The sequence below is a fragment of the Thermosulfurimonas dismutans genome, assembly GCF_001652585.1.
In the GTDB taxonomy this organism is placed as follows: Bacteria; Desulfobacterota; Thermodesulfobacteria; order Thermodesulfobacteriales; family Thermodesulfobacteriaceae; genus Thermosulfurimonas; species Thermosulfurimonas dismutans.
Window position 1 is genome coordinate 43,990 of sequence record NZ_LWLG01000012.1, and the last position, 25,040, is coordinate 69,029.

Genomic DNA, 25,040 nt, shown 5'->3' on the forward strand with positions numbered 1-25,040 from the left:
CCTTAGATGGCCACCCTGGGCGAGACACAAAATACCCACCTTTTCCCCTTTGTCAACCCCTGGGATGTCAAAACATAAATATGGTATGATTCTCAAAAAAACGGTCATGGAGAACCGAAAATGAACATCTTTGAAGTCCCTTTTGAAAAGATCCTTGAGGAATCAGTACGTGTGCATGGACACCTCTGTGCCGGTCAGGTTCTGGGCGTAAGATTGGCCCTTTTGGGCCTACGCCTCATCGGCATTCAAGAGCCGAAAGGAAAAGATCGCAAGAAATTCCTAGTATTCGTAGAAATAGATCGCTGCGCCACAGATGCCATCCAGTCCGTAACCGGAGCCAGTCTCGGCAAGCGAAGTCTCAAATTCTGCGACTACGGCATCATGGCCGCCACTTTTCTAAATCTAGAGACCGGCAAGGCCTATCGGGTAATCGCCCGGGAGGAGGCTCGGGAACTTGCTGATCGCTATTTCCCGGAAATCGAGGACAAATATCGTCGTCAGCTTGAGGCCTACCGTGTCATGCCGGAAGAAGAACTTTTTCTGGTGCAGGAAGTAGAAGTGGAGGTTTCGGAATTCGATCTTCCGGGAAGGCCCAAAAAACGTGTAAGATGCGAGGTCTGCGGAATCCATGTCCAGGACGGACGCGAAGTAGAAAAGGAAGGCCGCATCCTTTGCCGTCCCTGTGCCGAAGGGGGGTATTTCAGAGTAAAAAGGACCTTACCTCTGGAGCAAACAGGATAACTCCAGTATCAGAGCTAGGAGGCTCAACTCCGGATTGGCATAACGTTCCAAACCCTCTAAGATACGATCCGTAAAGGAAATAATTTTAATCGCCTCCGCGGGGGCAGGTTCAGGAAAGACTCTGGGGTATTCGGAAAGTCCTTTGGCTTTGAGATAGGAATACCAGAGCCAGAGTTTCAAAAGATAGATCAACTCTGGCAGATCCTTTTTGCGTTGAGCAAGCCCCTCGGCAGCCTTAAGTTTCAGAGCCGGATCGTTCATCCGGGCCACCGAGACCACCCGGTTGAGTTCCTCAAGTAGCCCCTTCTCCGCAAAGGAGAGCGCCCGCCCAAGGCTTCCCTCAGATAACAGGGCCAGCATTTGGGCCTCCTCAGGCTCTCTACCAAACCTTTCGATGAGCATCTTTGTCACCAATTCCGGGGGTAGGGCCCGGAAACGCACCACCTGTGACCGAGAAACAATGGTAGGCAAGAGGGTATCGGTGGATACTGCAGTAATAATGAAATGAACGTAAGGGGGAGGTTCCTCCAAGGACTTTAGGAGTGCATTGGCAGCTTCAGGAGTAAGCCGTTCAGCCGAAAGAATCAAAATCACTTTGGCCGGAGCCTCAAGGGGCCTGAACCTCATAAAATTTTCGGCCTCTCGCACCTGAGAGATCTTGATATTTTCCCCCTGGGGGTCCAGGACCATAAGATCGGGATGTACTCCCCGGGATAGTTTCTGACAGTTGGTACATTCATGACAGGGCGAAGACTCCGAACAGAAAAGATAGTTCACCAAAAGAAAGGCACAGGTCTTCTTACCAGTACCCTCCGGGCCTACCAGAAGATAAGTCTGGGCCAATTTGCCGGAGGCGAGGGCGCGTTTAAAAAGCCTTACGGCTGGCTCCTGACCAACAACTTCTTCCCAACTCCTCGGCTTCATCTCTTCCTCTTCTTATCCGGGCCCCTACAGAGGAAAGCTTTTCAGCCATCCTTTCGTAACCCCGATCCAGGTGCTCAAGCCCGTAGACCCGGCTCACACCCTCAGCCGCAAGAGCCGCTAGCACCAGGCAAGCACTAGCTCTAAGGTCCGAGGCCTCGACTTCGGCTCCTTGGAGTCTCACCGGTCCTTTTACCACGGCGGTTCGGCCGTCAACCTCGATCTCCGCCCCCATACGCCGGAGCTCAAAGACATGCTGAAAACGATTTTCAAAAAGGTTCTCCGTGATAAGGGAAACTCCTTTGGCCCGGGTCATAAGGACCATGATCTGGGCCTGAAGGTCGGTAGGAAAACCTGGATAGGGAGCAGTCACCACCTTGAGAGGGCAAATCCTTCGAGAAACCCTTACAAAGATCCGATGAGACTCCGTCTCGATCTCAAGACCAGCTTCCCGAAGCTTTTCCAGCGGGGCTTCAAGGAAAGAGACATCGGTGTCGGAGAGAACGAGTTCTCCGCCCGTAAGACCCGGAAGCACGAGATAGGTTCCAGTCTCGATACGATCCGGGATGATTCTTACTTCCGAAGGAGGAGGGGAGAGATCATCGCGACCGTAGATCACGATCCGTTCGGTCCCTAGGCCTTCGATCCTAGCCCCCATCTCCAAAAGCATTTCTCCGAGGAAGACTACTTCGGGTTCCCGGGCGGCGTTCCTGATCTCTGTGCGCCCTTTCGCTAGGGCCGCAGCCATCATCAAATTTTCGGTGGCCGTAACCGAGGGGATATCTAGGACGATTTCCGTTCCGGAAAGACCTTTTTCCGCAAAAGCCAAAATGTAACCGTGTGAAATCTCTATCCGAGCCCCCAGGCGTTCAAGCCCCCGGAGATGGAGATCAACCGGGCGTTTGCCAATGGGACACCCACCGGGAAGGGCCACCCGGGCCTTTCCAAACCGGGCCACGAGGGGCCCGAGCACCAACACCGAGGCGCGCATAAGCCTTACAAGATCATAGGGGGCCTCAAATTCCGTCACCCCAGAAGTATCCACTAGAAGAGTTTGCCCTTCTTCCCACCACTTCGCCCCTAGATGGGAAAGAAGCTCAAGCATGGTACAAAGATCGCTCACTCTAGGGGCGTTGGTGAAACGATAGACTCCAGGGGAAAGGAGGGTAGCTGCCAGGGCCGGAAGTACGGCGTTTTTGGCCCCGCTTATCTTTATTTCGCCCGAAACTGGGAAACCGCCTTCAATCTCAAAGAAGGCCCTCATTTCTCCACCACCGCCACCCGGGCTATACCCGAAAGGTCTTTTTCAAAGTAAACCTTAAGATCACATCTTCGGCAAATCTCTTCCACGGCCTCTCTCTGATCGTAACCGATTTCAAGAAAGATCTTACCCCCGGGTTTGAGATAACCAGGGCCTTTCTCAAGGGTTCTCCGAACAAAGGCCAAACCATCCCACCCCCCATAGAGAGCCTCAAGGGGTTCATGATCCAGGATTTCCCGAGAAAGACCGGAGAGATCCCTTGCGGACACATAAGGAGGATTGGATACTAAGGCCGAAAATTTAGGACCGAACCTTAGAGGGGAAAGCCAGTCGCCCCGCACAAGAAACATCCGTTCGGCCACTCCGTGGAGTTTGGCGTTCTCTAAGGCCAGTCTAAGGGCCCCCTCTTGGATGTCGATCCCGAGCCCTTTTAGCCCAGCTCGCTCCAGGAGACAGGTAACAAGAATCACCCCGGAGCCCACTCCGAGCTCAAGCACCGGGCCCTCGGGAACTTTGGCCTTGAGGAAGGCTTCCACTAGGATCTCGGTTTCCGGTCTGGGGATGAGGACTCCGGGACGAATTTTGAATGTCCGCCCCCAGAACTCCACCTCTCCCAGCACATAGGCCAGGGGTTTGCCGGAAGCCCGTTCGGCAAGTAGTCTCCGGAATAGTCCCTCTGGGACCTCGCTATCTAAACGAAGATAAAGATCCAGAGGCCGGAGGCCAAGGAGAAAGGCCAGGATGAGACGGGTTTCGTGTTCTGCGTCCCTGGCGTCAAACCCCCGGGAGAGGAAAAACTTTTTCCCCAGGGCTAGAGCCTCGGAGACGGTCATCAGAAAACTTTGGGACGCAGACGATTTAGAATAATCTCATATTGATCTTCTCCGGACCGGAGACGACGAATACTAGTGGCCACATCAAACTGATTCTCCGCCATTTTGATAAAAGGCGCGAGCACCCTGAGCCTTTCCCGGTCGTGGGCCAGATAAATCTCACCTCCTGGTAGGAGATAGTGCCTAAAAAGATCGAAGAGAGGCTGAAAGAATCTACCGGCATAGACCACTTCGGCCCCAATGATGATTTCGAATTCTCCCAGGTCATCGGGCTTAAACCAGTCCAGTCTGGCAACTTTTACGGAAAGGCCATTGGCCTGCGCGGAGCGCTGGATGAGCTCCAGTGGCACCTCATCGTAGTCCGTAAGGGTGACTTCGTGTCCAAAGGCTGCAGCCACGAGGCCCGGCACCCCCAAACCGGCTCCAATCTCAAGGATCTTTTTGGGAGGGGTAAGGGTAGCCACAAAGTCCGCCAGCACGATAGCCGCCTCCCAGAGCTTGGCCCAGAAAGGAAACTCCGAAACTCTAACGCTCTCTCCCTCAAAAAAGGGGCTAAGATCCGCTGGTCTGAAGATCACAATCTCCTTGTCCCTTACGCGAAGAGGCTCTTTAACTAGGGAAAGATCTTTAATCATCTCTCCGGTCTCCTTGAGAGTTTTATCGCAATATACCGTCTTTTGCCTCTCCGCAAAATCTCGAGTTCAAGGGTCTCACCCGGTCTCTTTGAAAGGACTAAATTAAAAAGTTCTTCGGGCCGTTCCACCGGAAGTCCCGAAACTTTGAGAATAAGGTCCCCCCCTATCTGATAGATGCGGTTTCCCACAGATTTGGTAGCCCTTCCGGCCCTAAGCCCGGCCCTGGCAGCCGGACTCCTAGGATAGACTTTAGTAACCAGGAGACCCCGCCGGCTCGGGATTCCCAAAGCCCTTACCAGGGAAGCACTTATAGGTACGGTCTCCACCCCTAGCCAGGCCCAGGTCACTCGGCCCTCCTGCAAAAAACGCTCCACCGCGAGCCTAATCGTGCGTCCAGACTCCACTAAGGCTTCAAATTTTCCTACCGTTGAAGGCAGGGATACCAAAAAACCGCAAAACTCTCCTCGGGCATTAAAAACCGGCCCCGAATAAACGGCCGGGGAGAAGACCTTGAAATAGTCCTCTCGAAGATATCCGTGAACCCTTAAAGGGCTTGGGTTTCTGACCACCCATCCCGGATAAACCTCAAGCTCCCCCCTGCGGGTTACAAGATAAACCCTCTCGCCTGGGACTGGAGTTCTCCGGGTATAGGTGAGTTTTCTTTTCTCCCGAATCTGGTGCTCCAGTTCTAAAAAGGCCAGTTCCGTAAATTGGTCGTAGGTTTTAAATCTGGCGGACAGAGAATCTCCATCTGGAAGGACAACCTCGATGAAAAGGGCTTCTTTAACCTCGGAATAGGGAGCCACTACATAACGCCCTCCGGGCAAAAGCAAGCCCGTAGTCGCCCCTAGGGTTTTATCGTTACGGTAGAGAGCCGTGGCTGGCACGGGTTTGGTAAGTACTGTAACTACTCTTGAAAAGTCTAGCTCCGAAGCGGCTCCAGCCGTCTTTAAAAGGCTAAGTATTAAAAAAATTACTACGCTCAGCCTAAAAGATTGCATAGACCAGCATCGCCAGAAGGAGTCGATAAACGATAAACGGATAAAAACTCCGGGTTTGGAGAAAACTCAACAGGAAGGAGATGGCCAGCCAACCAGATAGGAAAGCGGCCAGGGCCCCGGAAAACAGAGTCAAAAAAGGCAATTCGCCCTGAGATAAGATTTTGACGCCCTCAAAAAGACCCGCCCCGGTGATGATAGGCGCGGAGAGGAGGAAGGAAAAATGGGCGGCTTCGGCTCTTGAAAGCCCGAGAAGTAACCCGGCAGCCATGGTGATTCCGCTCCGGGAGGTCCCGGGAATGAGGGCCAGGGCTTGAGCCAAACCAATGACTGCGGCCCCCAACAAACCAAGCTCCCGAAGACTTTTATCCTTTCGGCCGAAAAATTCGCCAGCCAAAAGGGGTAAACTCATGAGAATCAGCATGAAGGCCACCCTTTCCGGCACTCGAAAGTGGGCCGAAACTATATCCTCAAGGAACAAGCCAGCCACAGCTCCGGGAATAGTCCCCACGCAAAGCATAAGGAATAGCAACCTTCCGAAGCCAGGTCTTCTAAAAGAGGAAATAATCATCAGCCAGTCCCTGCGGAAATAGATGAGAACCGCCATGAGGGTCCCCAAGTGAATAAAGGTATCAAAGGCCAACCCTGCTCGGACACGAAAGAAGGCCTCCGTCAAAATAAGATGCCCTGAGCTTGAGACCGGGAGAAACTCTGTCGCCCCCTGAACCAATCCCAAAAAAAATGCTTCCACAATTTTCATAAGATTAAAACATGCGTTTTTTTATAAAATAAGCCACCACCGAACCTGAAAGAAAAAAGGACGCCCCCATCAATATCCAAAAGGCGTGCGGATTGTCTTGGAGAGGCAAGCGAATATTCATACCATAGATACTTGATATCAGGGTCGGGAGAGCTAGAACAATGGCAATAGCTGTAAGGAATTTCATGACAATATTGAGATTATTTCCGATAATGGAGGCGTAGGTATCCATGGTGTTGCCTAAAATGTCAGAATAGATCTTGGCCATCTCCATGGCCTGTCGATTCTCAATCTGGATGTCCTCAAGCATCTCGAAGTCCTCTTCCGAGAGGCGGAGGTAGCGGCCGGACTGTATGCGAATGAGCACGACGTCATTGCCCCGAAGCGCAGTATTGAAATAGACCAGGCTCTTCTCCAAGCTAAGAATCTTCAAGAGTTCTCGGTTTCGCATGGAGCGGTGAAGTTCGGCCTCATAGTCGTCTATAAGGCGATCGATCAAGCGTAGATAACGCAGATACAGATTGGCTACACAATAAAAGAATAGGAAGATGAAGGTCGTGGGCCTCTCAAGGTCCACCGCAAAAGTCTTGCCGGAGAGGGCCAACACCTCTTCGAAGACCAGATTTTCCTTGAGACAGAGGGCCACAACAGCTTCATCGGTAAGGATGATACCCACCGGAATAGTCTCGTAACGAATGATGTCGCCCTCGTGCCGAGGATCAGGCACATGAAAGATCACCAGAAGCTGTTTCTCTTCGACCTCGATCCGGGGCCTTTCCTCGGCATCGAGAGGGTATTTCAGAAAATCCGGAAGGATGCGGAGCTTGTTCTCCATATAGTGGAGTTCTTCCTCGGTGGGTGCAGTAAGGACTACTAGGGAATGGGGGCTTATCTTTTCCGCTGGGACTAGAAAACCGTTTTCAGAACGATAAATCCTGAGCATGGCTCCTCTATCTAACCCCTTAAACGCTTTACGGTCAACCTTAGGAAGATCATTCTATATTTTGCACCTGTTCGCGTATTTTTTCGATAACGGCCTTGACCTCTACTGCAAGCTGAGAGATCTCGGCCGAGGCTGCCTTGTTGGCCAGGGTATTTATCTCCCGAAACATCTCCTGACAAAGGAAGTCGAGCTTACGGCCGTGGGGGCCGGTTCCCTCTATCGCTTTTGCAAAATGTTCTCGGTGGCTCTTCAAACGGTCAAGTTCCTCGGTAAAATCCAGACGGTCGGCCAGGATGGCCGCCTCCTGATGAAGCCTTATGGGATCGAACCCCTTGTCCCCAAGGAGACTCATAATGCGCTCTTCAAGCCGTCGGCGAGCCTCCTCAAAATGTTTTTCTTTGATGTTTTCAATCTGTAACAGGAGCTCATCCAGGGTCTTTAAGTGCTGAAAAATAACTTCCTTGAGATAGACTCCCTCCTGGTTCCTCATCTCCGAAAGTGCCGCAAGGGCTTCTGTCAGAGCCGGCTCGAATTCCTGCCACAAAGTCTCTATCTCCGGTTGGGCTTCGGCCAGGGTAAAGATTTCTTTAAGACGTAGGAGATCCCTTACCTCGATTTCTCCGGAAAGACCAAACTCAACTTTAAGCTCTCTTAAAGTCCTCAAATACTGGGCGGCTAGCGCCCGATCTACGAAAAGAAGGGCCGTCTCAGATGGGGTGCCGATCAGACGGGCCTGGAGTTCAAAGCGCCCCCGATTAAACCGGGCTTGAATTTCTCGACGGATACGTTCTTCCAGGACGTGATAGCGGCGGGGAAGGCGCAAAATGATTTCCATGAAACGATGGTTAAGGCTCTTCACCTCCACCTGGAGGCTAAAGCCCTTTCCCTGGTACTCTCCTCTACCGAAACCGGTCATACTTTTCATCTCGAACCTCCGACAAAATTTGCCCTTCTATTTACTCCCCCTCTGTGTTAAATAAAAGGGCATGCGGTATCTCCGCGAAAGGCGTCCTGATCCCACCAAGCTCATTGAGGAAAAAATGGCCGTAGCCGAGGAACTTTTCAATCTCTGGGGAGAAAGTCTTTTACGAGACCCAGAACTCCCAGAGCTTCTCAAGGCCTACCGCCAGGCGGTAGAAAAATCTAACCAGGCCATGGAAGCCGCGGGTACCTTTAGGGAATGTTATCTCTGTAGCGTTGAAGAAGGCCTAGGTTGTTGCAAAATAGGTTTAGAGAACGAGTGCACGGTATTGATTTTGCTCTTGAATCGCTTACTAGGAGTAGAATTCCCAAAAGATAGGGAAGTTCCCGGAAGGTGCTTTTTTGTTGGGCCTCTAGGATGCAAGATCTTCGCCCGCCCTATGCTCTGCCGAGACTATTTTTGCCGGAGACTTCACAAAAAGGTCCCGGAACAAGAGATGATCCACATCACCCAGATATTGAACGATGAACTCACGCTCCTTTATCGGATCACTAGTCTCATGCGGTCCCGACTCGAGTTTTGGACCGGAGACTTCATGCAGGAATTAGATCTTACCGGCTACATTTAAGAATTGGGAGGGGAATCATGAAAGGACTGGTGATTTTTCTAGGGCTTATTTTCTTACTTGTCGGTTGTGCCAAAAAGGAGGTACCGGTAGGCCCCATTCCGGAAGAAGCTCCAGCTACGGAAAAGGTGCTCCCTCCGGAAGCGATCTCTCCTCAACCTGAAGAAACCGAAACAGGAAAGCTCTCGGCGATCGAAACTTCCCCCGAATTTACCGAGGAAAGCTTAGAAGAAGCCGCTCACAGGGCAGAGAAACTTCCTCCAGAGGAACGCTGGCAGATCTATGGTCGGAGCACTCCTCCCCTTAAGGCCATCTTCTTCGATTTTGACGATTACCGTATCCGTAAGGACATGATCGAAAGACTTAAAGAGAATGCCCGTTTTCTGGTGGCCCATCCGGAATACCGGGTAGAGCTTCAGGGGAACTGTGACGAGCGCGGCGACCGGGACTATAACCTAGCCTTAGGAGAGAAGCGGGCCCTTGAGGTCAAGCGCTTTCTGGTAAACCTAGGGGTGGCGGAAGACAGGCTCTCCACCGTAAGCTTCGGTGAGGAAAGACCGCTTGCCCCCGGGCACAACGAACGTTCCTGGGCCCTCAACCGTCGGGTAGATTTAGTTATTATCAAAGAAACCTATTAAAAATTAAATAAAGGAGGAAAAGATGAAAAAGTTACTGCTTTTTTTTATTATTTTCAGCCTCAGCTTCGGCACCGCTCTGGCAGAAAATCTCAAGATAGGCGTGATTGATCTCCAGAAGGTAGTCAGGTCTTCCAAGGCCGGCCAGGAGGCCATGACTCAGCTCCAGGCCAAGTTTGAAAAATTAAAAAAGCAGCTGGAAGCCAAACAAAAAGAAATCGCAGCTTTCAAAGCCGAGTTTGAAAAAAAGGCCCCGCTTCTTTCCGAAGAGGCCCGGGCGGAAAAGCAACGGGAATACCAGAAAATGATTCGGGAATTCCGGGCCCAGCAGGAGGATGCCCAGTATGAAATGAAGGAGGCGGAGAAGAAGGCCCTCCAGCCCATCTTTAAGGATCTTGAAAAAGTCATAAAGGAAATGGCCCAGAAGGAAGGCTACGATCTCATTATCGAAAAGAACATGCCTGGAGTCTACTGGGTCTCCCCCGGGGTGGAGATCACCCAGCACGTGATCGAACTCTACGATCAGTATCGATCCTCTAAGGCTGAAAAATAGATGCTCCTTTGCGGAGATCTAGGGGGCACACGGGCGAGGTTAGCCCTTTTTTCGGAAAGCGGGCCCCTTCGTCCTCAAAAATTGAAGATTTACCCTTCGAAAGATTTCCGAGGGGTAGGCCATCTCATCCGGATCTATCTTGAGGAAACCGGAGCTCGTCCTGAGGCCGCGGTCCTTTCCTTAGCCGGTCCGGTTCTGGGACAAGAAGTCCACCTCACCAATCTAGGCTGGCAAGTATCGGTTGCAAATCTCCGGCGGGCCTTCGGTTTCAAGAAGGTCTACCTTCTCAATGATCTCGAGGCTGCGGCCTATGGTATTCCCAAACTCAAGTCTCGGGATCTAGAAATTCTACAGCGTGGAAGGCCGCCTTTCGGTAAGGTTTCGGCCATCGTGGCCCCGGGAACCGGCCTGGGGGAGGCCATTCTGGTACGCACAAAAAAATTCATCCTGGCTTTGCCTACCGAAGGTGGCCACACGGAGTTTCCGGCCGATAACGAAGAGGAATGGCATATTTATCAAGAGTGTAAGCGCCGTTTCGGACACGCTAGTCTCGAGCGAATACTTTCCGGACCGGGATTAGCCCTGCTTCATGAGCTCTTTTCGGTAGGAGAAAAGAAGAGCCCCGAAGAGGTGGTTGATCTTGCACGAAAAGGGTATCCTCCGGCAGAAAAGGCCGTAAGAACATTGGTGAGGATCCTTGGACGAGAGGCCGGAAACTTGGCCTTAAAGAGTCTGGCCTTAGGGGGGGTATATCTCGCCGGAGGACTATCGCCAACCCTCCTTCCATGGTTAAAAGAGGAGTTTCTTCCGGCTTTCTCGGACAAAGGACGACTCAGAGATCTTCTGCTCCGGATTCCGGTGAAGGTGGTACTTCATCCCTATCCGGCCCTTTTCGGAGCGGCCGAATTTTATCGTCATCCATCTCCCCTTCGAGGCTGATCTCTCTTTCGTCCGCCGAAAGGTATACGAAGTGGACCCGGAAACGTGGAGGAGGGGCATCTTCAAGCCGTTCGGCCCACTCCACTACCATTACTCCCCGCGAAAGGAGATCCCAGAGGCCGAGATCTTCGACCTCTTCCGGTAAGAGCCGGTAAAGGTCCACATGGTAGAGGGGCACCCGCCCTTCATACTCGTTTATGAGAGCGAAGGAGGGACTGACTACATAGGTTTCCTCTGGGACACCGAGGCCCCGAGCCAGCCCTTTCACGAAAGTGGTTTTCCCGGTTCCAAGGTCACCGTAAAGGAGAACCAGATCTCCAGACACAAGCCTCCGCCCCAGGGCCTCTCCTAGGGCCTCGGTCTCCTCGGCGCTCTTAGTCCTATAAACCTTGCCCATAGAAAGAAAGTGTCCTCAAGACGCGCGGAAGATTGCGGGCGACCTCGGAGGCCGTAAAGCCATAAGGCCCAAGGCGACGAGAAAGGTCATCCCCGGAGGCCCCGTGGAGATAGACCGCCAGGCAGGCGGCCTCAAAGGAATCATATCCCTGGGCCAGTAGAGCCCCGATCAATCCCGAAAGCACGTCTCCCATCCCGCCTTGGGCCATACCAGGATTTCCGGTAGCATTTACCGCCTCTCGACCATCCGGGGAAGCTACCACCGTGGCCGCGCCCTTGAGCACCACCACCGCCCCGGATGTCTCGGCCGCGGCTCTGGCCACCGCCAGCCGATCGGCCTGTATCTCATCCTTGGGTTTTCCAAGGAGTCTGGCCATCTCTCCGGGATGAGGTGTGATAATCCTCAGCCCCCGGGACTCTTTGAGAAGTTCGAGGTCCCCGGCAAGGGCCGTAAGGGCATCGGCATCAAGCACGGTAGGCACTGGAAGCTCCATCGCTAGTCTCCGAGAAAGGGCCTTAGCTTCTTCAGAAAGCCCGAAACCAGGCCCAAGGACCACCGCCTTCATGCGAGAGGCAAGCTCAAGGATACTTTCTGCGGCCTCAGGAGTGAGTTCTGCCTCTAGAGTTTCGGGTTCAAGCCCCGCAGTGAGGATCTCGGGGACATATCCGGCAAAGAGATCCTGGAGGCTTCTGGCCGAGGCCAGGGTAACCAAACCGGCCCCTCCACAGAGGGCCCCCAGGGCCGCAAGCACCGCGGCCCCGGTTTTTCCCCGGGAGCCAGCTAGAATAAGCACATGTCCATAAGTGCCTTTGTGGGTATCTGGAGACCGAACCTTGAGAACTGAAGCCGCCCAGGTCCGATCCAAGTATTCCCGTAGAGGGGCCTTTTCCTCAATTACTCTCCGCGGCATACCGATATCCACTACCCGAAGTTCGCCCACATAGGTTTTTCCGGGGTAGATCACCTGCCCCACTTTGGGAAGAGCCATAGTGGCCGTAAGGGTAGCCCGAATAGCCACTCCCAGAGGCCTCCCGGTATCCGCTGAAAGTCCGGAGGGCATGTCCACCGCCACCACCGGGAGCCCGCTTCCGTTGATTAGTTTTACCGCCAGGGCAAAACGCCCGGAAAGCTCTCTCGAAAGCCCCGTCCCGAAAAGGGCGTCCACGATAAGACCGGCAGAACGAATCTCCGCAAAAAGCTCTTTTACCGCCTCCTCGGTTAAGGCCCAAATCATAGGGACACCCGCATAGCGGGCCACCCGAAGGTTTATCCCGGCCTCTCCTCGATATTTCTCCTCCGGGGCCATAAGCACCGCCTTCACCGGTAGCGCATGCTGATGGAGATGCCGGGCCACCACCAGGCCATCTCCCCCGTTGTTCCCGGGACCGCAGAAGATAAGAGTTCCGCGGTAGGCCTCCTCACGAAATCTTTCCAAAATAAGTTCGGCCACCCCCCGACCGGCATTCTCCATGAGGACTTCGGCCGGGACACCTACCTCCTCGATAGTGTAACGATCCAAGGTCTGCATCTCGGCGGCATAAACCAGACGCATCTCAAACCTCCCTTTCCAAGACCACTACGGCGACCGCCAATCCAGCTTCATGGGTCACCGAGACCCAGATACGGTTGGCCTTTTTCCGAAAAAGGGCCTCGGCCCGACCATAAAGACGAACCTCTGGCCTGCCGGAAACCGGATCCCTCACAAGACTTACCTCTTTGAACCGAAATCCAGAGATTCCAGTTCCCAAGGCCTTACCGAAGGCCTCCTTCACCGCAAAGGCCGCGGCCAGCGAGCTGTCGGGAGGATTCTTTTTAAGGGCGTAGGCCACTTCTTCCTCCGTAAAAATTCGACCGAGAAACCTCTCTCCATAAAGCTCCCGTAGCTTCCTGATCCGGCCTTCCTCTACCAAATCGACACCTAACCCGCAAAGCATGTTTCAGTAATTATACCAAAACTCGACTTGACTTTTAGTGCTATTTTTACTAAAAAAATAACACGCAAACAAAATTAAAGGGGGCAAAAATGAAGAGAGCACTCTGGTTGCTACTGACGGCGATTATTCTTCCTAGCTTGGCTTGGGCCCATTTTTTGATTGCTATTCCGGAAAAGGGCCAAGGATACGGTCTACGGGGGCAAGAACTCGCTTTCATGATCCTGTTTGGCCATCCCTTTGAAGGCATCCTCTACGACCTCAAGGCCCCTAAGGGTTACGTCGTTACTCCTAAAAACAAGAAAGACAAAGTCTCCCTGGCCCGAATCACCGTCAAGGACTACGCTTCCGGGAAGAAACGTTTTGGATATCGGATAACCTATCTTCCTACCGAGCGGGGGGACTATCTCCTGTGTCTTGAAGGCCGACCCTATCTAAATGAAGAAGAGGGGGAGGTTTGGAAAGATCACATGAAAACCCCCTTCCATGTACAGGTAGAACGAGGATGGGCGAATCTCTGTGGCTTTGGACTCGAGATTGTCCCGCTCACTCGCCCCTACGGTCTCACTGTAGGCCGGGTCTTCAAGGGTAGGGTCCTTTTGAACGGCAAACCGGCGGCCGGCATCACCCTTGAGATCGAAAAATTCAATGGTTTTTACGTCCCAGAAGAGAAACTCCCGCTCGATGCCTATGGCCGAGTTAACGATCCCCTCATCACCCTAACCGTTACGACCGACGAGCAAGGCTATTTCACGATCGGATTCAGTGAGCCTGGCTGGTGGGCCATCAACGCCGCCATTTCCGGAGGGAAAATCACCTACGCCAATCGCACTTTTCCTCTGGTGATCCGTTCCGGTATGTGGCTCTATGTCTTTCCAGCGAAACCAGTAGCTCCCACCGGTTTTGATCTACGTCCGGAGGAGAGATAATGCATATCGCCGATGGGGTCCTTCCGGCCTGGATTTCGGGTGTAGGGTGGGTGGTGACCGCTGGGGGAGTGGTTCTTTCTCTGCGCAGACTACCGGTGGAAGAAGTCCCCAAGATCAGCCTGGTGACCGCGGCCATCTTCCTAGCAAGCCTTATCCACGTCCCTCTAGGCCCTACCAGCGTCCATCTCATACTGAATGGGCTGGGCGGTCTCCTACTCGGGCCGCTGGCCTTCCTCTCCTTTTTTATAGCCCTCGCCCTCCAGGCCCTTCTCTTCCAGTTCGGAGGACTCTTTTCCCTAGGAATCAACACCTTGGTGATGGGAGGACCGGCTTTCATGGTGGGTCTCCTGACTTATAAAGGTGGCTTCCACCGAAATACGATCCTTTCGGGTGTGCTTTGCGGAGGAGCGGTTCTTCTTTCCGGTCTTTTACTGGCTCTGACTCTCTCGCTTGCCGGAGAGAACTTTCTGGGAGTAGCCCGTTTGGCCCTGGTAGCCCATTTGCCGGTGGCCGTATTAGAAGGGCTCATCGGGGCTCTCACCTTAAAGACTCTGAAGGCCCTGAAACCCTCTCTCTTTCCTGCGTGTTTGATCCTCATCCTTATACCAAGCCTATCTTCAGCCCATCGTCTGGACCTGGATCTCTTCCCGGAAAAAACCACCATTCGAGTGGAAGCCTTTTTTCCGGACGGCACTCCGGCTGTAGGAGATCGAGTAGAAATGTCCTATCAGGGTAAGGTCATCGCCACCTGCACCACAGATTCCGAAGGGGTGTGTACCCTACCTCGGCCTAACTATCCCGAGGTAAAGATCGTACTTTCCGGTAAACTGGGCCACCGGGTGGAAAGGACCCTCAAACTAGCAACCAATACCTTTCCGGCCCAAGAAACCCGTGAGTCCTCTCAAGGTCCTTCTAAGGTCAAGATTCACAAAGAAAAATTCCCGACCACCGAAGTTCTGGCTGGCTTGGGATTTATCTTTGGCCTTTCAGGGTTTATAGTCGCCTGGGACACCCGACGGAGGTTTAAGGCCCTTGCATCTTCCGGAAATTGATCGCTATAGCCGAAAAGACGGTCCTCTAAACCGCGTTGATCCTCGGATAAAACTGCTATCTCTGGGCCTAATCCTTCTAGCCGTCAATCTTACCTGGCACCTGAAAGTCGCGGGACTCTTTCTAGGAGTCTCCATCGTAATGCTTTCGGTATCTGGCTTGCCTCTAAACTTTGTCCTCTGGCACCTTAGGGCGCCGGCGGCCATCGCCCTCCTTATCGGAGGGCTACTTTCGATCTCCAGCCCGGGAAAAACTTTTGGCTCTCCAACCCCAGAAAGCCTCGCTCTAGGGCTTACCGTGATCCTCAAAGTACTCTCTTCTTTTATCTTTTTCCTGAGTTTAGTGGGCACCTCGCCTCTGTTTAAAACCCTTCGAGCCGCAAGATCCCTAGGGGTTCCCGAAAAACTCTTGGCCCTCTTTATCTTTACCTATCGTTATGTTTTTGTCCTTCTCGATGATTTCGGGACCCTTAAGCTGGCTATGATAGCCCGAGGATTTCGAGAAAAAACCAACTTCCATACTTACCGGCTCAAGGCCCGACTTTACGCCTTGCTCCTCTGGCGAGCCTATGAGGAAACCGAAAAGGTACTCTTGGCCATGTATGCTCGGGGCCTTTCTTCCCTCACGGTCCAAGGGTTATCCCCTATCGGGAAAGATGAAATTTTTACGGGGATACCCCTCCTAGGGATTTCTCTCCTCCTTCTTGGATTCTCCATCTTCTGGTAAAATAAGAGCAATTTCCAAAAAGGAGGTTCTCATGCCTCTTAGGGCTTATATTCTCATCAACACGCAGATTGGAAAGACAGCGGAGGTTGCCCAAACCCTTTCTGAAATGCCGGAAGTAATAAAACTCGACGTTATTATGGGCCCTTACGACATCATCGCCCAGGTCGAAACTCTAGATCACGATACCCTTTCGGAAGTGGTTTTAAGGAAATTACAGAACATCCCCTACATCCAGCACACCATGACCTGCCCAGTAGTCAAACTAGAGGAAGGGCACTAAAGAAATCGTCGCAGGATCTCAGCGTAGCGTCTGGAAGCTCCACGTAGTTTCTCGGCCGAAAGCAAAGCCTTCCGGCCTATTTCGGAAGCCTTTGTAGGTTCTAAAAGCCACGATCTAAGGACAGTAGTTGCTTCTGCCGGATCTTTAGCCTGATGAGCTCCTTGTCCCAGAAGAAGCGCCCTGGCTTCAGGGCGAAAATTTTCCATGTGAGGACCAAAAAGTATTGGTTTACCGAAAACCGCTGGTTCCACCGGGTTTTGCCCCCCTTTTTCAACGAAACTACCACCTATGACCGCCACCTCGGAGAGGGCGTAAAGTCCGAAAAGCGGTCCCACCTCATCCACGATCACGATCCGAAAACCGGAAAGCCCATTTGCTCCTCGGAAAAAACTTACGGAAAGTCCCAGAGGAGCCAAAGTTTTGAAAAAACTCTCGGCCCTTTCCGGATGCCGGGGAACCACTACGAATCGGATGTCTGGGAGATCCTTGAGGGCCGAGATCATTTGCCGAACAATTTTCTCCTCTCCGCCCCTCACGCTTCCAAAAACCACCAGCTTCTCACCGCCAACCAAACCGAGCCTTTCCCTGAGATCAGAAGGATCCAAACTTTTGGCCCTCTCAAAGAGGAGATCATGTTTGGCGTTCCCGAAAACTTCCACCCTCTGCGGAGGCGCTCCCAGAGCCAAAAATCTCTCCCGGTCCTCCGAGGAGATGGTCCCGATGAAGTTCACTCCTTCGAGAAGAGAGACCAAAAGAGGTTTGATCAGCCGATACCGCCGAAAGGCCTTCTCAGAGATTCTTCCATTGAGGATCAAGACCTTGGTGCCACGGGCAAAGGCCTCCTTTATAAGGTTTGGCCAGAGCTCGGTTTCAATCAGGACAAGAACCTTAGGCCTCAAGACTTCGAGGAAGGCGGCCACCGTCCGAGGGCCATCCCAGGGAGCAAGCTCTATCCTCATCCCCGACATATTTCCGAGGAGGCTTTTTGCTCGCTTGAGACCGGTTTGGGTCTGAAGGCTAAGAAAAATCGGAATGTCCGGGTGTTTAGCCTTTAAAGCCTTGAGAATAGCCCCGGCTACCTGGACCTCCCCCACGGAGGCCGCATGCATCCAGAGGGCCACCGGCGGAGATGAGTTCGGCCTACGGAACCGCTCTGGGAATCGATGAGCCAGGCCCTTCTCCAAAAAGAAACTCAAGAAACGATAGAACTTATACACTTCTCTGTCTCAGGACCTCGTAGATGGCAATGGCCCCGGCCACCGCGGCGTTAAGGGACTCGATATGACCACTCATAGGAATGCGCACCAGGAAATCGCATTCCTTTTTCACCCCTTCCCTGAGACCTTGGCCTTCGCTTCCTATCACCAAGGCCACCGGCCCGGTCAAATCAAGCTCAAAGAGAAGACTTTCACCCTCAGGCGAGAGCCCAAAGACGAAAAGGCCTCTTTCCTTGAGTTTCCTTATGGCCTGTCTGAGATTGACCACCCTCACAATCGGAAGATGGAAAACCGCTCCCGCGGAAGCCTTGATGACCGCCGGCGTAACCCCTGCGGAACGATGTTTGGGGAGAAATAGCCCCGTAGCCCCTAAGGCCTCTGCGGTCCGAATAAGAGAACCTACGTTTTGGGGATCTGTAAGCTCATCAAGAAGAACCACCAACGGAGGAGACTGGAGTTCTTCAAGTTGACTCTCGAATTCTTCCAGAGAGGTGTAATCGAACCCGCGGAGATAGGCCACCACCCCTTGGGTCTTGGCTTCAGGGGGGACCTTAGGAGGATGAAAACTCCGAACCACCTTTACCGGAATTTCAAGGGCCCGGGCAAGTTCAAGGATCCGATATCGCCGACCTTTGAGTTCCTTGCCCGAAAGCCATATCTCTTCTATTTTCTCAGGCTGACTCCTCAAGGCCTCAAGGACGGGATTGATCCCCCAGATGACCTCAGACATCAGTAGCCGATCCGGAAAGGCCGGCACCTTTCGGCCCGCACGATAGCTAAAAGGTCCTCAAAGGCCCGCTCCACTTCATCGTTCACTACCACATAATCAAACCAAGAGGCGTAGTTCATCTCCTCCCGGGCCCGAGCGAGCCGACGTGCCACCGTGATCTCGTCTTCAGTCCCTCGGCCTCGGAGACGTCTTTCGAGCTCTTCAAGGCTTGGAGGCATGATGAAAACAAAGATGGCTCGGGAGCCGAGTCTCTTGCGCACCTGTGAGGCCCCCTGAACATCGATATCGAGGAGCAGATCTTGCCCTGAAGAAAGCCGCCGGTTCACCTCTTCCCAGGAGGTACCATATAGGTTCCCGTGCACCTCGGCCCACTCCAGGAACTCCCCCTTACGGATCATCTCCTCAAAGGTTTTCCGATCCACGAAATAATAATCCCGCCCCTCAACTTCTCCAGAACGGGGAGAACGGGTGGTATGGGAAACCGAAAAAGAAAAACCTGCCCTCTCTATCAAGAGACGACACAAAGTAGTTTTTCCCGCCCCCGAAGGGGCGGAAATGACTAAAAGTAACCCAGCTTGTAACATCTCTAGGAAGACTTTTTACGCTTACGGGAGGGTGTTTTCTCTTCCTCTTCGTTTTTCTGAGCTTCGGCGCATTCTTCATGCATCTTTAGAAGATCCGAGGTCAACCTCTGGGCAATGGTTTCCGCCTGGATAGCCGAGAGGATCACATGATTACTGTCGGTAATAATGATGGAACGAGTCCTCCTCCCCTGGGTAGCATCGATCAGACGTTTAGATTCCTTGGCCTCCTCCCGGAGCCTCTTCATAGGGGCGGAATTGGGGTTCACGATCGCAATCACCCTCTCCGCCACCACCGAATTCCCAAATCCGATGTTCAATAGGCGGCACTTACAGCTCATTTACTCCTCCTCCCTTTTTAAATTTTGAGCTTTCTTTAAATAATACTACTTCATACCCTTGTCAAATGTTTTTCAATTTCTCCCCTAAATTGGCCTTTTGGGACTTCAAAATACCAAGGCGAGGGAAAACCAAGAGCACAAGTTCTTTTAAGGGAGCCATAACGGCGTACAAGAGAAAGGCCAAAAACAACGTAACTTTCGGCTCGGCAGCCATAATAGCAAAGAGCAACACCATCCCAGGCAGGAGATAGGTCATCTGCTTTTCACTAAAACGAAGGACCTTAAAACTTGGGTAAGGCCAAGGAGAAATCATAAGAAAGGAAACGGAATAGATCATAAGGATCAGGGCCAGGTGTTTTACAGGAAAAACGGCACCAATATGATCAAGGAAAATCACAGTTCCGGCCACAAGCCCCGCGGCTGCTGGGCTTGGAAGACCCTTGAAGTATTTGCTCGGTCCCGGTTCCTCCACATTGAAACGGGCTAGCCTCAAGGCCGTGCAAGCCACGTACACAAAGGCCGCTAGCCATCCATAGCGCCCGTAGGGTTTCAGGGCAAACTCGTAGGCCAAAATTCCCGGAGCCACCCCGAAAGAGACCATATCACAGAGGGAATCGTATTCCATTCCGAAACGGCTTGAGGAACGGGTAAGCCGAGCCAAACGGCCGTCCAGGATGTCACACACGATAGCCGCAAAGATGGCCCAGGAAGCCTGGGTAATTTTTCCAGTAAGGGCCGAAACCAAAGCAAAAAAGCCCGCAAAAAGATTGGCGGTGGTAAACAGATGAGGTAAGAGAGCGATCTTTTTCACGGGCCCCTCCATGAGAGAAGGGCCAGGGGGGTCTCTCCGGCCCTAACGCGATGCCCCTCACGCACCAGGATACGTGCGCCCTCGGCCGGAAAAAGCACTTCTACCCGAGAACCAAATTTGATCATACCCAAACGATCCCCGCAGAGGACCTCATCGCCTGCGCGAACGTAGCTCACCGTCCGCCGAGCCAAAAGACCGGCTACCTGAATTATCAAGATAGAAAGCCCATCGTCCCTTTCAAGCCAATAAAACCGTTTCTCGTTGCGATGGAAAGCCTCCTCCCACTGGGCCGGAAGTTTTTCGCCCGGAAATTCGGCAACCTTCACTATTCGACCTGAGACCGGAGCCCTATTAACGTGGACATCCCAGAGCCGCATAAAGACGCCTATCCGATAAACTGGGCCCGGAAAGCCCTCAAATTCCGGAAGGTATCGGACCTTGGCCACTACGCCATCGGCAGGCGAAACCAAAGCTTCCTTGTCCCACACGGGCTCCCGCGAAGGATCTCTAAAAAAATAGGTCGTAGCAGCCGCTAGAAACCCACCTGCAAGGGCCGCCTTTTTCCGACCGATAAGGGCCGAAATACCAGAAAGTCCGAGAAAAGTTGTTACGAATGGTAGGCCTTCTTTAGCTATTTTCACTTTTGGCCTCCTTGGCCTAAATCTGGCCTTCTCGTTTGAAAGGCCGTGGATTTGGCTAAAGGATTTTCCTTCGAACCTATGCTATTTTTGATCCCCATTTGGGGAAACCAGACTTTAAAAACCGAAAAGTTGATCCTCAATGTCACTTGCCACCCTCAAGCCTTTCCTTGACCGAAGGGAAGAGGTCCAAATTGGTGTGAGGCAAAAAGAGAGCCGACATGTAGTAATCCATGTAACCCGGATGAGCCGAAAGCTCAAAATGTGTCATCATTCGAGCAACCGCCACCATCTTCTCCCTGGCCTTGATGGATAGGGCGGACAATCTGGCCCCCCTGAGACTGCTGTTGCCTATGAAATAGAATCTATCCCGAGGCAAATCTGGAAGCAAGCCTATAGTAATAGCCTGTTCAAGGTCTAAATAACTACCAAAGTTACCGGCCAGAATAACCCTCTCCACCATCTCCACTGAAAGGCCCACGGACTCAAGCAGGGTCTGATAACCGGCAAACATGGCTCCTTTAGCCCGCATGAGGTTGTCGATATCGGCCTCGGTAAAGACGATGTCCTCGCCACTGGCCGAATCTTCACCCCACACCAGGACATATTCCCAACCGTCACGGCCTTCCCGTAGTCTCGGATGATCCAGGTCCCGGCGGTATTTACCGGAGCGATCTACGAGACCAGAGAGGAAGAGATTGGCCATGAGGGCGATGATCCCAGAGCCACAGATCCCTTTAGGTTTTTTACCACCGATGGTGAGGATCATGGGCTCAAAGGTTTCGTAATCAATATGCACAGCTTCAATGGCTCCTACCGTAGCCCGCATCCCGTACTTGATGCCTCCGCCCTCGAAGGCCGGACCCGCGGAACAGGCTGCACAGGCCAGAAAATCCTTGTTCCCTACCACGATCTCCCCGTTGGTTCCGATATCAATAAAAAGGGTTAGAGGGTCCTCTTCGAAGAAACCCGCGGCCACCACTCCGGCCACGATGTCTCCTCCCACGTAACTCGCCACACAGGGAGCAAACTCCACCACAGCCCCAGAGGCTCCCGGAAGCCCCAGTTCCGCCGCCGGAACCGGCGGATAAAAGGCCGCCACCGGCACATAAGGATCCTCCCGTAAAAATCGAGGCTCAAGTCCCAAGAACAGATGCGTCATGACGGAGTTTCCGGCCAGCGAGACGAGGCTGATTTTCGAGGTCTCAACCCCGGCCTTATGACACAGTTCTTCGATGAGGCCAGAGATTCTCTCCCTTACTTTCTGTGAAAGGATCTCAAGGCCTTTTTCCCTACGGGCAAACTCTATTCGACTTATGACGTCTTCACCATAGCTTATCTGAGGATTGTAGTCCGAAGTCTCGGCCAAGATCTGTCCGGAATTGAGGTCTATCAGTTCCGCACAAAGGGTGGTGGTCCCAATATCCACCGCCACGGCCAGATGATTTTGGGCAGTGTCTCCAGCTTCTATATTGAGGATTACAGGAATACGCCTTTCAGGATGGTCGTAAAGAGAAGCTGTGACTTTAAAATCCTTTTCCCGCAGAACGTAAGGGAGCCTTTTAAGAAGGCTCCACTCAGCCTCGGGTTCTTGACCGAGGATCTCTTTAAGCCCTCTTTTGAGGCGTCTCAAATCCGGGATGTTGTCTGAAAGATCCGGAGGAGGTAATTCAAGGAAGAACTTTCTTACTGCAGGCTCGATATCAACGGCTCTAGCCCTTTCAGCGGCTTCAATCCAAGAACTGGCCAATCTTTTCGGGGCACGAAGTAGAGCCCGACGGTCGAGATGGCTTTCCACCGGAACCCTTATCACAAGATCGGTCTCCGGGATAAGCGTACAAGCCTTATAACCTCCCTCGGGAAGGCTCTCTCCTATAACCTGGCCCTCCTCCACGAAGACCCGACACTTGTTGCAAACCCCAGCCCCGCCACAGGAGGCGTTGATGTGCACTCCGGCCCGCATGGCGGCGTGTAAAACCGTCTCGCCCTCGCGGGCCTCTACAGTAACCTCAAAGGGAAGGAACCTGATTTTGGTCATCTTCCTATACCTCCGGGAGAATTTCTCCCCCACCAAGCACCAGTCCCCCTCGATAGAAAACCGCAAACTGCCCCGGAGTTATAGCCCTCTGGGGTCTTTCAAATATTACCTTGAAACGCCCATCGCCCAAAGGCACCACCTCCGCTGGGGCCTCTTTATGGCGGTATCGAATCCGAACTTCGGCCCGAAAGGGCTTTTCGGGATCAAGCGGGTAGATAAAGTTCACGTTTGAGACCAGACACTCCTGCCGGAGGAGATCCTTTTTCTCGCCGATTATCACCTGGTTCTTTTGGGGATCGAGACGTATCACATAGTAAGGTTTCCCGAGGCGCACCCCAAGGCCGCGTCTCTGGCCCACCGTGTAGGCGTAAAGTCCCTGATGGCGGCCCACCACCCGACCGTCCACGGTCACGATCTCTCCCGGTGGGAACGAAAGATCCCGGAAAAGGTCCCGATAGTCTCGTTCGATGAAACAGACCTCCTGGCTTTCAGGAGCAGTGAGGTTAAAGAATCCGATGCGGACGGCCTCCCGGACGACCTCCTCCTTGAGGTAATCCCCGAGAGGGAAAATTACCCGCGAAAGGGCCTCTTGAGAGAGCTGGTGCAAGAAATAGCTCTGGTCCTTCCTGCGGTCGCGGCCCCGGTAAAGGAGATAGCGGGCCAACCCCTCGTCATAAACCACCCGGACGTAGTGTCCGGTAGCCAGTTTTTCCGCCCCCCGGGAAAGGACCTCCCTGAGGAGCAAACCAAACTTGATCTCCCGGTTACAGACCACACAGGGATTAGGGGTAAGCCCTAAGGTGTAAGCGCGTCTAAAATACTCTATGACCTTGTCACGGAAGGCCTCTCGAAGATCAACTATTTCGTAAGGGAGCGCCAAAAACCGGGCCAGACTTTCAATCCGTTCTAAATCTGGATGACTAGGAGTAAAAAGGGCGTGGATCAGGACAACTTCGTGCTTCCGGGAGAGCAACCAGGCCGCAAAGGCACTGTCTACTCCCCCGGAGATGGCCACCGCAATCATAGGGCTTCACGTTCAAGGCGCACCTCCATGGCCCGCACCACACAGGCCGTTACACAGAGTTCGCAAGCGCTACACCGGTCGGGGTCGAAGACCACCTGCATGGTCTCGCGATCCACCGAAAGGGCGCCCGTGGGACAGACCGCGGTGCAGGCCCCGCAGTGGATACAAAGATCTTCGTTCCGCTTGATCTCTTGCCCAACGGTTTTGACCTCCACTCCGAGATCCCGAAGATATTGAAGGCCCTTGGAGACGTTTTTGGGATGTCCAGAGAGTTCCATTACCATGATACCTTCCTTACCAGGAAGGATCGTAGCCTTGAGAATATTGAAAGAAAGATCGAAATCTTTTACCAAACGCCAAACAATGGGCTGATCTACGATCTCAGCCGGAAATCTCAAAACCAACCCCTTCTTAAACATTAAATTCCCTCCTTTAACCCTCTTATTTCCGAATTTATCCTTATTTTCAAAAATTTCAAGAAGAGAGTCTTCGTTGACAGCCTATCATTCTTGGGACAACTTCCAATCAAGGATGTCAAGTTTTGGTCAAAAAAATCAAAATCGGCCCACTATAAGCAAAAAGGTAGTGTTTCCTTGATTGTGTCCGTGGTGGCAAATAAAGAGGCCTTCCTCCTTGCGATAATAAGTGGGAGTCAAACCAAAGGGAAGGAGGAAGGCCATGCAGGACAGAGAAATTATAGAAAAGCTGGAGGACCTCATCAAGGAGGCCATCAAAGGCGTGATTGAGCAGCTGGCACTTGAGGAAAGAAGACTTTCACCCTGAAACCAAAGGCAACGGTTTCTACCCTCGCTGTCTTCTTACCAAATACGGGCCTATTGAAGGCCTGATGGTTCCCAGAACTCGAGATGGAAACTTTAGAGCTCAGATCCTACCTCCTCCAAGGAGAAGAGCCGGTCTCGACTTGGGAGAAGCTGTATTGGCTTTGTACGCCTCGGGAGCCAGTACCAGGGCGGTTTCAAGATTTATCGAGACCATTTACGGGGCTTACTATTCGCCAGCCAGTATAAGCAGACTAACGGAGGTAGCCGAGGACCAAATTGAGTCCTGGAGAAAGCGAAGGCTTTCGGAGGAATACTTTGCCCTTTATCTGGATGCTACTTTTCTGCCGGTGAGGAGAGGAACTGTGGCCAGGGAGCCGGTGTATCTGGCTTTGGGGATAAGGCGAGATGGGACCAGAGAGATTGTGGGCTTTTGGACCAGTGGAGGAGAAGGGGAAAGCTCTTTGGTCTATCAGGAAATTCTCAACGAACTGCGCCAGAGAGGTCTCAAGAGGATTGAGGTGGTCATAGGGGACGGGCTATCAGGTTTGAAGGAGGCGGTTCTCAGGGTTTATCCTGGGGCCAGGTTTCAGAGATGCGTTCTTCACAGTCTCAAGTATAGCCTGAGGAAGGTCCGGAGGTCTCACCGGGAGGCTTTGGCTCAAGATTTGAGGAGAATTTATCGGGCTAGGAGGAGGTCCGAGGCCCTGGAGGCCTTCAGGGCTTTCAAGGCTCGGTGGCAAGGGAAGTATCCGGAAGTAGTGAAGCACTGGGAGGAGAACCTCGAGGATCTCTTGGTTTT

General features: G+C 52.7%; 30 protein-coding genes. 10 read left to right on the plus strand and 20 right to left on the minus strand.

Annotated features, from left to right (window positions below; genetic code table 11):
* The first annotated feature begins 120 nt into the window (after nt 1-120).
* Nucleotides 121-741 carry an FmdE family protein gene (locus TDIS_RS07780; RefSeq protein WP_068671030.1) on the plus strand — a complete coding sequence of 207 codons (621 nt, stop codon included), beginning with the start codon at nt 121-123 and terminating at the stop codon, nt 739-741.
* On the opposite strand, the gene holB is transcribed toward TDIS_RS07780, so the two are convergent.
* From holB to TDIS_RS07820, 8 genes are read right to left on the minus strand one after another with little or no spacing between them, the layout of a single operon-like run.
* Nucleotides 718-1,665, minus strand: a complete 948-nt coding sequence (gene holB / locus TDIS_RS07785; protein WP_068671031.1) for a DNA polymerase III subunit delta' — start codon at nt 1,663-1,665, stop codon at nt 718-720. The genes TDIS_RS07780 and holB overlap by 24 nt on opposite strands.
* Nucleotides 1,607-2,926 (minus strand): UDP-N-acetylglucosamine 1-carboxyvinyltransferase, encoded by a 1,320-nt coding sequence (murA, locus tag TDIS_RS07790; protein ID WP_068671033.1) that lies wholly within the window; start codon nt 2,924-2,926, stop codon nt 1,607-1,609. The genes holB and murA overlap by 59 nt, the downstream gene beginning before the upstream one ends.
* Nucleotides 2,923-3,756 carry a peptide chain release factor N(5)-glutamine methyltransferase gene (gene prmC, locus TDIS_RS07795; protein WP_084271023.1) on the minus strand — a complete coding sequence of 278 codons (834 nt, stop codon included), beginning with the start codon at nt 3,754-3,756 and terminating at the stop codon, nt 2,923-2,925. Before prmC ends, murA begins: the two co-directional genes overlap by 4 nt.
* Complete coding sequence (locus tag TDIS_RS07800; RefSeq protein WP_068671035.1) at nt 3,756-4,391, minus strand: class I SAM-dependent methyltransferase; 636 nt, start codon at nt 4,389-4,391, stop codon at nt 3,756-3,758. Before TDIS_RS07800 ends, prmC begins: the two co-directional genes overlap by 1 nt.
* Nucleotides 4,388-5,392 carry a S1C family serine protease gene (locus TDIS_RS07805; protein ID WP_068671037.1) on the minus strand — a complete coding sequence of 335 codons (1,005 nt, stop codon included), beginning with the start codon at nt 5,390-5,392 and terminating at the stop codon, nt 4,388-4,390. Before TDIS_RS07805 ends, TDIS_RS07800 begins: the two co-directional genes overlap by 4 nt.
* Nucleotides 5,379-6,125 carry an undecaprenyl-diphosphate phosphatase gene (locus TDIS_RS07810; RefSeq protein ID WP_208595686.1) on the minus strand — a complete coding sequence of 249 codons (747 nt, stop codon included), beginning with the start codon at nt 6,123-6,125 and terminating at the stop codon, nt 5,379-5,381. The genes TDIS_RS07805 and TDIS_RS07810 overlap by 14 nt, the downstream gene beginning before the upstream one ends.
* Nucleotides 6,126-6,153: 28 nt before the next feature.
* Entirely contained in the window at nt 6,154-7,092 is a 939-nt protein-coding gene (locus tag TDIS_RS07815) for a magnesium transporter CorA family protein (protein WP_068671041.1), read from the minus strand.
* Between the two features lie 49 nt (nt 7,093-7,141).
* Nucleotides 7,142-8,017, minus strand: a complete 876-nt coding sequence (locus TDIS_RS07820) for a YicC/YloC family endoribonuclease (protein WP_068671043.1) — start codon at nt 8,015-8,017, stop codon at nt 7,142-7,144.
* A 61-nt stretch (nt 8,018-8,078) separates the two neighbouring features.
* Between TDIS_RS07820 and TDIS_RS07825 the strand changes: the two genes are divergently transcribed.
* The 4 genes from TDIS_RS07825 to glk are packed head-to-tail and all read left to right on the plus strand — an operon-like array spanning nt 8,079 to nt 10,766.
* Nucleotides 8,079-8,642 (plus strand): hypothetical protein, encoded by a 564-nt coding sequence (locus TDIS_RS07825; protein ID WP_068671045.1) that lies wholly within the window; start codon nt 8,079-8,081, stop codon nt 8,640-8,642.
* A gap of 17 nt (nt 8,643-8,659) precedes the next feature.
* The gene (pal, locus tag TDIS_RS07830; RefSeq protein ID WP_068671047.1) at nt 8,660-9,277 is read left to right on the plus strand and encodes a peptidoglycan-associated lipoprotein Pal; all 618 of its coding nucleotides are present in this window, start codon (nt 8,660-8,662) and stop codon (nt 9,275-9,277) included.
* 22 nt (nt 9,278-9,299) lie between these two features.
* A complete protein-coding gene (locus TDIS_RS07835) occupies nt 9,300-9,827 on the plus strand; it encodes an OmpH/Skp family outer membrane protein (protein ID WP_068671049.1) in 528 nt (175 codons plus the stop codon).
* The gene (glk, locus tag TDIS_RS07840; RefSeq protein WP_068671051.1) at nt 9,828-10,766 is read left to right on the plus strand and encodes a glucokinase; all 939 of its coding nucleotides are present in this window, start codon (nt 9,828-9,830) and stop codon (nt 10,764-10,766) included.
* Here glk and tsaE read toward each other — a convergent pair.
* The 3 genes from tsaE to acpS are packed head-to-tail and all read right to left on the minus strand — an operon-like array spanning nt 10,660 to nt 13,097.
* A complete protein-coding gene (gene tsaE, locus TDIS_RS10865; RefSeq protein WP_084271024.1) occupies nt 10,660-11,163 on the minus strand; it encodes a tRNA (adenosine(37)-N6)-threonylcarbamoyltransferase complex ATPase subunit type 1 TsaE in 504 nt (167 codons plus the stop codon). The two genes, glk and tsaE, sit on opposite strands and share 107 nt — an antisense overlap.
* Nucleotides 11,147-12,715 carry a bifunctional ADP-dependent NAD(P)H-hydrate dehydratase/NAD(P)H-hydrate epimerase gene (locus TDIS_RS07850; protein ID WP_068671055.1) on the minus strand — a complete coding sequence of 523 codons (1,569 nt, stop codon included), beginning with the start codon at nt 12,713-12,715 and terminating at the stop codon, nt 11,147-11,149. The genes tsaE and TDIS_RS07850 overlap by 17 nt, the downstream gene beginning before the upstream one ends.
* Nucleotide 12,716: 1 nt before the next feature.
* Nucleotides 12,717-13,097 carry a holo-ACP synthase gene (gene acpS, locus TDIS_RS07855; protein ID WP_068671057.1) on the minus strand — a complete coding sequence of 127 codons (381 nt, stop codon included), beginning with the start codon at nt 13,095-13,097 and terminating at the stop codon, nt 12,717-12,719.
* Between the two features lie 89 nt (nt 13,098-13,186).
* On the opposite strand from acpS, the gene TDIS_RS07860 reads away from it, so the two are divergent.
* From TDIS_RS07860 to TDIS_RS07875, 4 genes are read left to right on the plus strand one after another with little or no spacing between them, the layout of a single operon-like run.
* Nucleotides 13,187-14,023 carry a DUF4198 domain-containing protein gene (locus tag TDIS_RS07860; protein ID WP_068671059.1) on the plus strand — a complete coding sequence of 279 codons (837 nt, stop codon included), beginning with the start codon at nt 13,187-13,189 and terminating at the stop codon, nt 14,021-14,023.
* A complete protein-coding gene (cbiM, locus tag TDIS_RS07865; RefSeq protein WP_068671061.1) occupies nt 14,023-15,075 on the plus strand; it encodes a cobalt transporter CbiM in 1,053 nt (350 codons plus the stop codon). Before TDIS_RS07860 ends, cbiM begins: the two co-directional genes overlap by 1 nt.
* On the plus strand, nt 15,056-15,799 hold the full coding sequence (locus TDIS_RS07870) for an energy-coupling factor transporter transmembrane component T family protein (protein ID WP_068671063.1): 744 nt from the start codon (nt 15,056-15,058) through the stop codon (nt 15,797-15,799). Before cbiM ends, TDIS_RS07870 begins: the two co-directional genes overlap by 20 nt.
* Before the next feature lie 31 nt (nt 15,800-15,830).
* Nucleotides 15,831-16,079 carry an Lrp/AsnC family transcriptional regulator gene (locus TDIS_RS07875; protein ID WP_068671065.1) on the plus strand — a complete coding sequence of 83 codons (249 nt, stop codon included), beginning with the start codon at nt 15,831-15,833 and terminating at the stop codon, nt 16,077-16,079.
* On the opposite strand, the gene TDIS_RS07880 is transcribed toward TDIS_RS07875, so the two are convergent.
* The 9 genes from TDIS_RS07880 to TDIS_RS07920 all read right to left on the minus strand — a co-directional run bounded on the left by TDIS_RS07880 (nt 16,076) and on the right by TDIS_RS07920 (nt 23,878).
* Complete coding sequence (locus TDIS_RS07880) at nt 16,076-17,296, minus strand: 3-deoxy-D-manno-octulosonic acid transferase (protein WP_068671067.1); 1,221 nt, start codon at nt 17,294-17,296, stop codon at nt 16,076-16,078. The genes TDIS_RS07875 and TDIS_RS07880 overlap by 4 nt on opposite strands.
* A complete protein-coding gene (rlmB, locus tag TDIS_RS07885; protein WP_068671069.1) occupies nt 17,289-18,026 on the minus strand; it encodes a 23S rRNA (guanosine(2251)-2'-O)-methyltransferase RlmB in 738 nt (245 codons plus the stop codon). Before rlmB ends, TDIS_RS07880 begins: the two co-directional genes overlap by 8 nt.
* Nucleotides 18,026-18,610, minus strand: a complete 585-nt coding sequence (gmk, locus tag TDIS_RS07890; protein ID WP_068671071.1) for a guanylate kinase — start codon at nt 18,608-18,610, stop codon at nt 18,026-18,028. Before gmk ends, rlmB begins: the two co-directional genes overlap by 1 nt.
* A gap of 2 nt (nt 18,611-18,612) precedes the next feature.
* On the minus strand, nt 18,613-18,948 hold the full coding sequence (locus TDIS_RS07895; RefSeq protein ID WP_068671073.1) for a DUF370 domain-containing protein: 336 nt from the start codon (nt 18,946-18,948) through the stop codon (nt 18,613-18,615).
* Nucleotides 18,949-19,009: 61 nt separating this feature from the next.
* Complete coding sequence (gene pssA, locus TDIS_RS07900; protein ID WP_244147499.1) at nt 19,010-19,759, minus strand: CDP-diacylglycerol--serine O-phosphatidyltransferase; 750 nt, start codon at nt 19,757-19,759, stop codon at nt 19,010-19,012.
* Entirely contained in the window at nt 19,756-20,400 is a 645-nt protein-coding gene (locus TDIS_RS07905; RefSeq protein WP_068671077.1) for a phosphatidylserine decarboxylase, read from the minus strand. The genes pssA and TDIS_RS07905 overlap by 4 nt, the downstream gene beginning before the upstream one ends.
* A gap of 142 nt (nt 20,401-20,542) precedes the next feature.
* Complete coding sequence (locus TDIS_RS07910; protein WP_068671079.1) at nt 20,543-22,435, minus strand: ASKHA domain-containing protein; 1,893 nt, start codon at nt 22,433-22,435, stop codon at nt 20,543-20,545.
* Nucleotides 22,436-22,439: 4 nt separating this feature from the next.
* Complete coding sequence (gene mnmA / locus TDIS_RS07915) at nt 22,440-23,459, minus strand: tRNA 2-thiouridine(34) synthase MnmA (protein ID WP_068671081.1); 1,020 nt, start codon at nt 23,457-23,459, stop codon at nt 22,440-22,442.
* The gene (locus TDIS_RS07920) at nt 23,456-23,878 is read right to left on the minus strand and encodes an NIL domain-containing protein (protein ID WP_068671083.1); all 423 of its coding nucleotides are present in this window, start codon (nt 23,876-23,878) and stop codon (nt 23,456-23,458) included. Before TDIS_RS07920 ends, mnmA begins: the two co-directional genes overlap by 4 nt.
* Before the next feature lie 338 nt (nt 23,879-24,216).
* Between TDIS_RS07920 and TDIS_RS07925 the strand changes: the two genes are divergently transcribed.
* Nucleotides 24,217-25,040 (plus strand): IS256 family transposase (locus TDIS_RS07925; protein ID WP_068671085.1); only part of this gene is annotated, 824 nt, incomplete at its 3' end.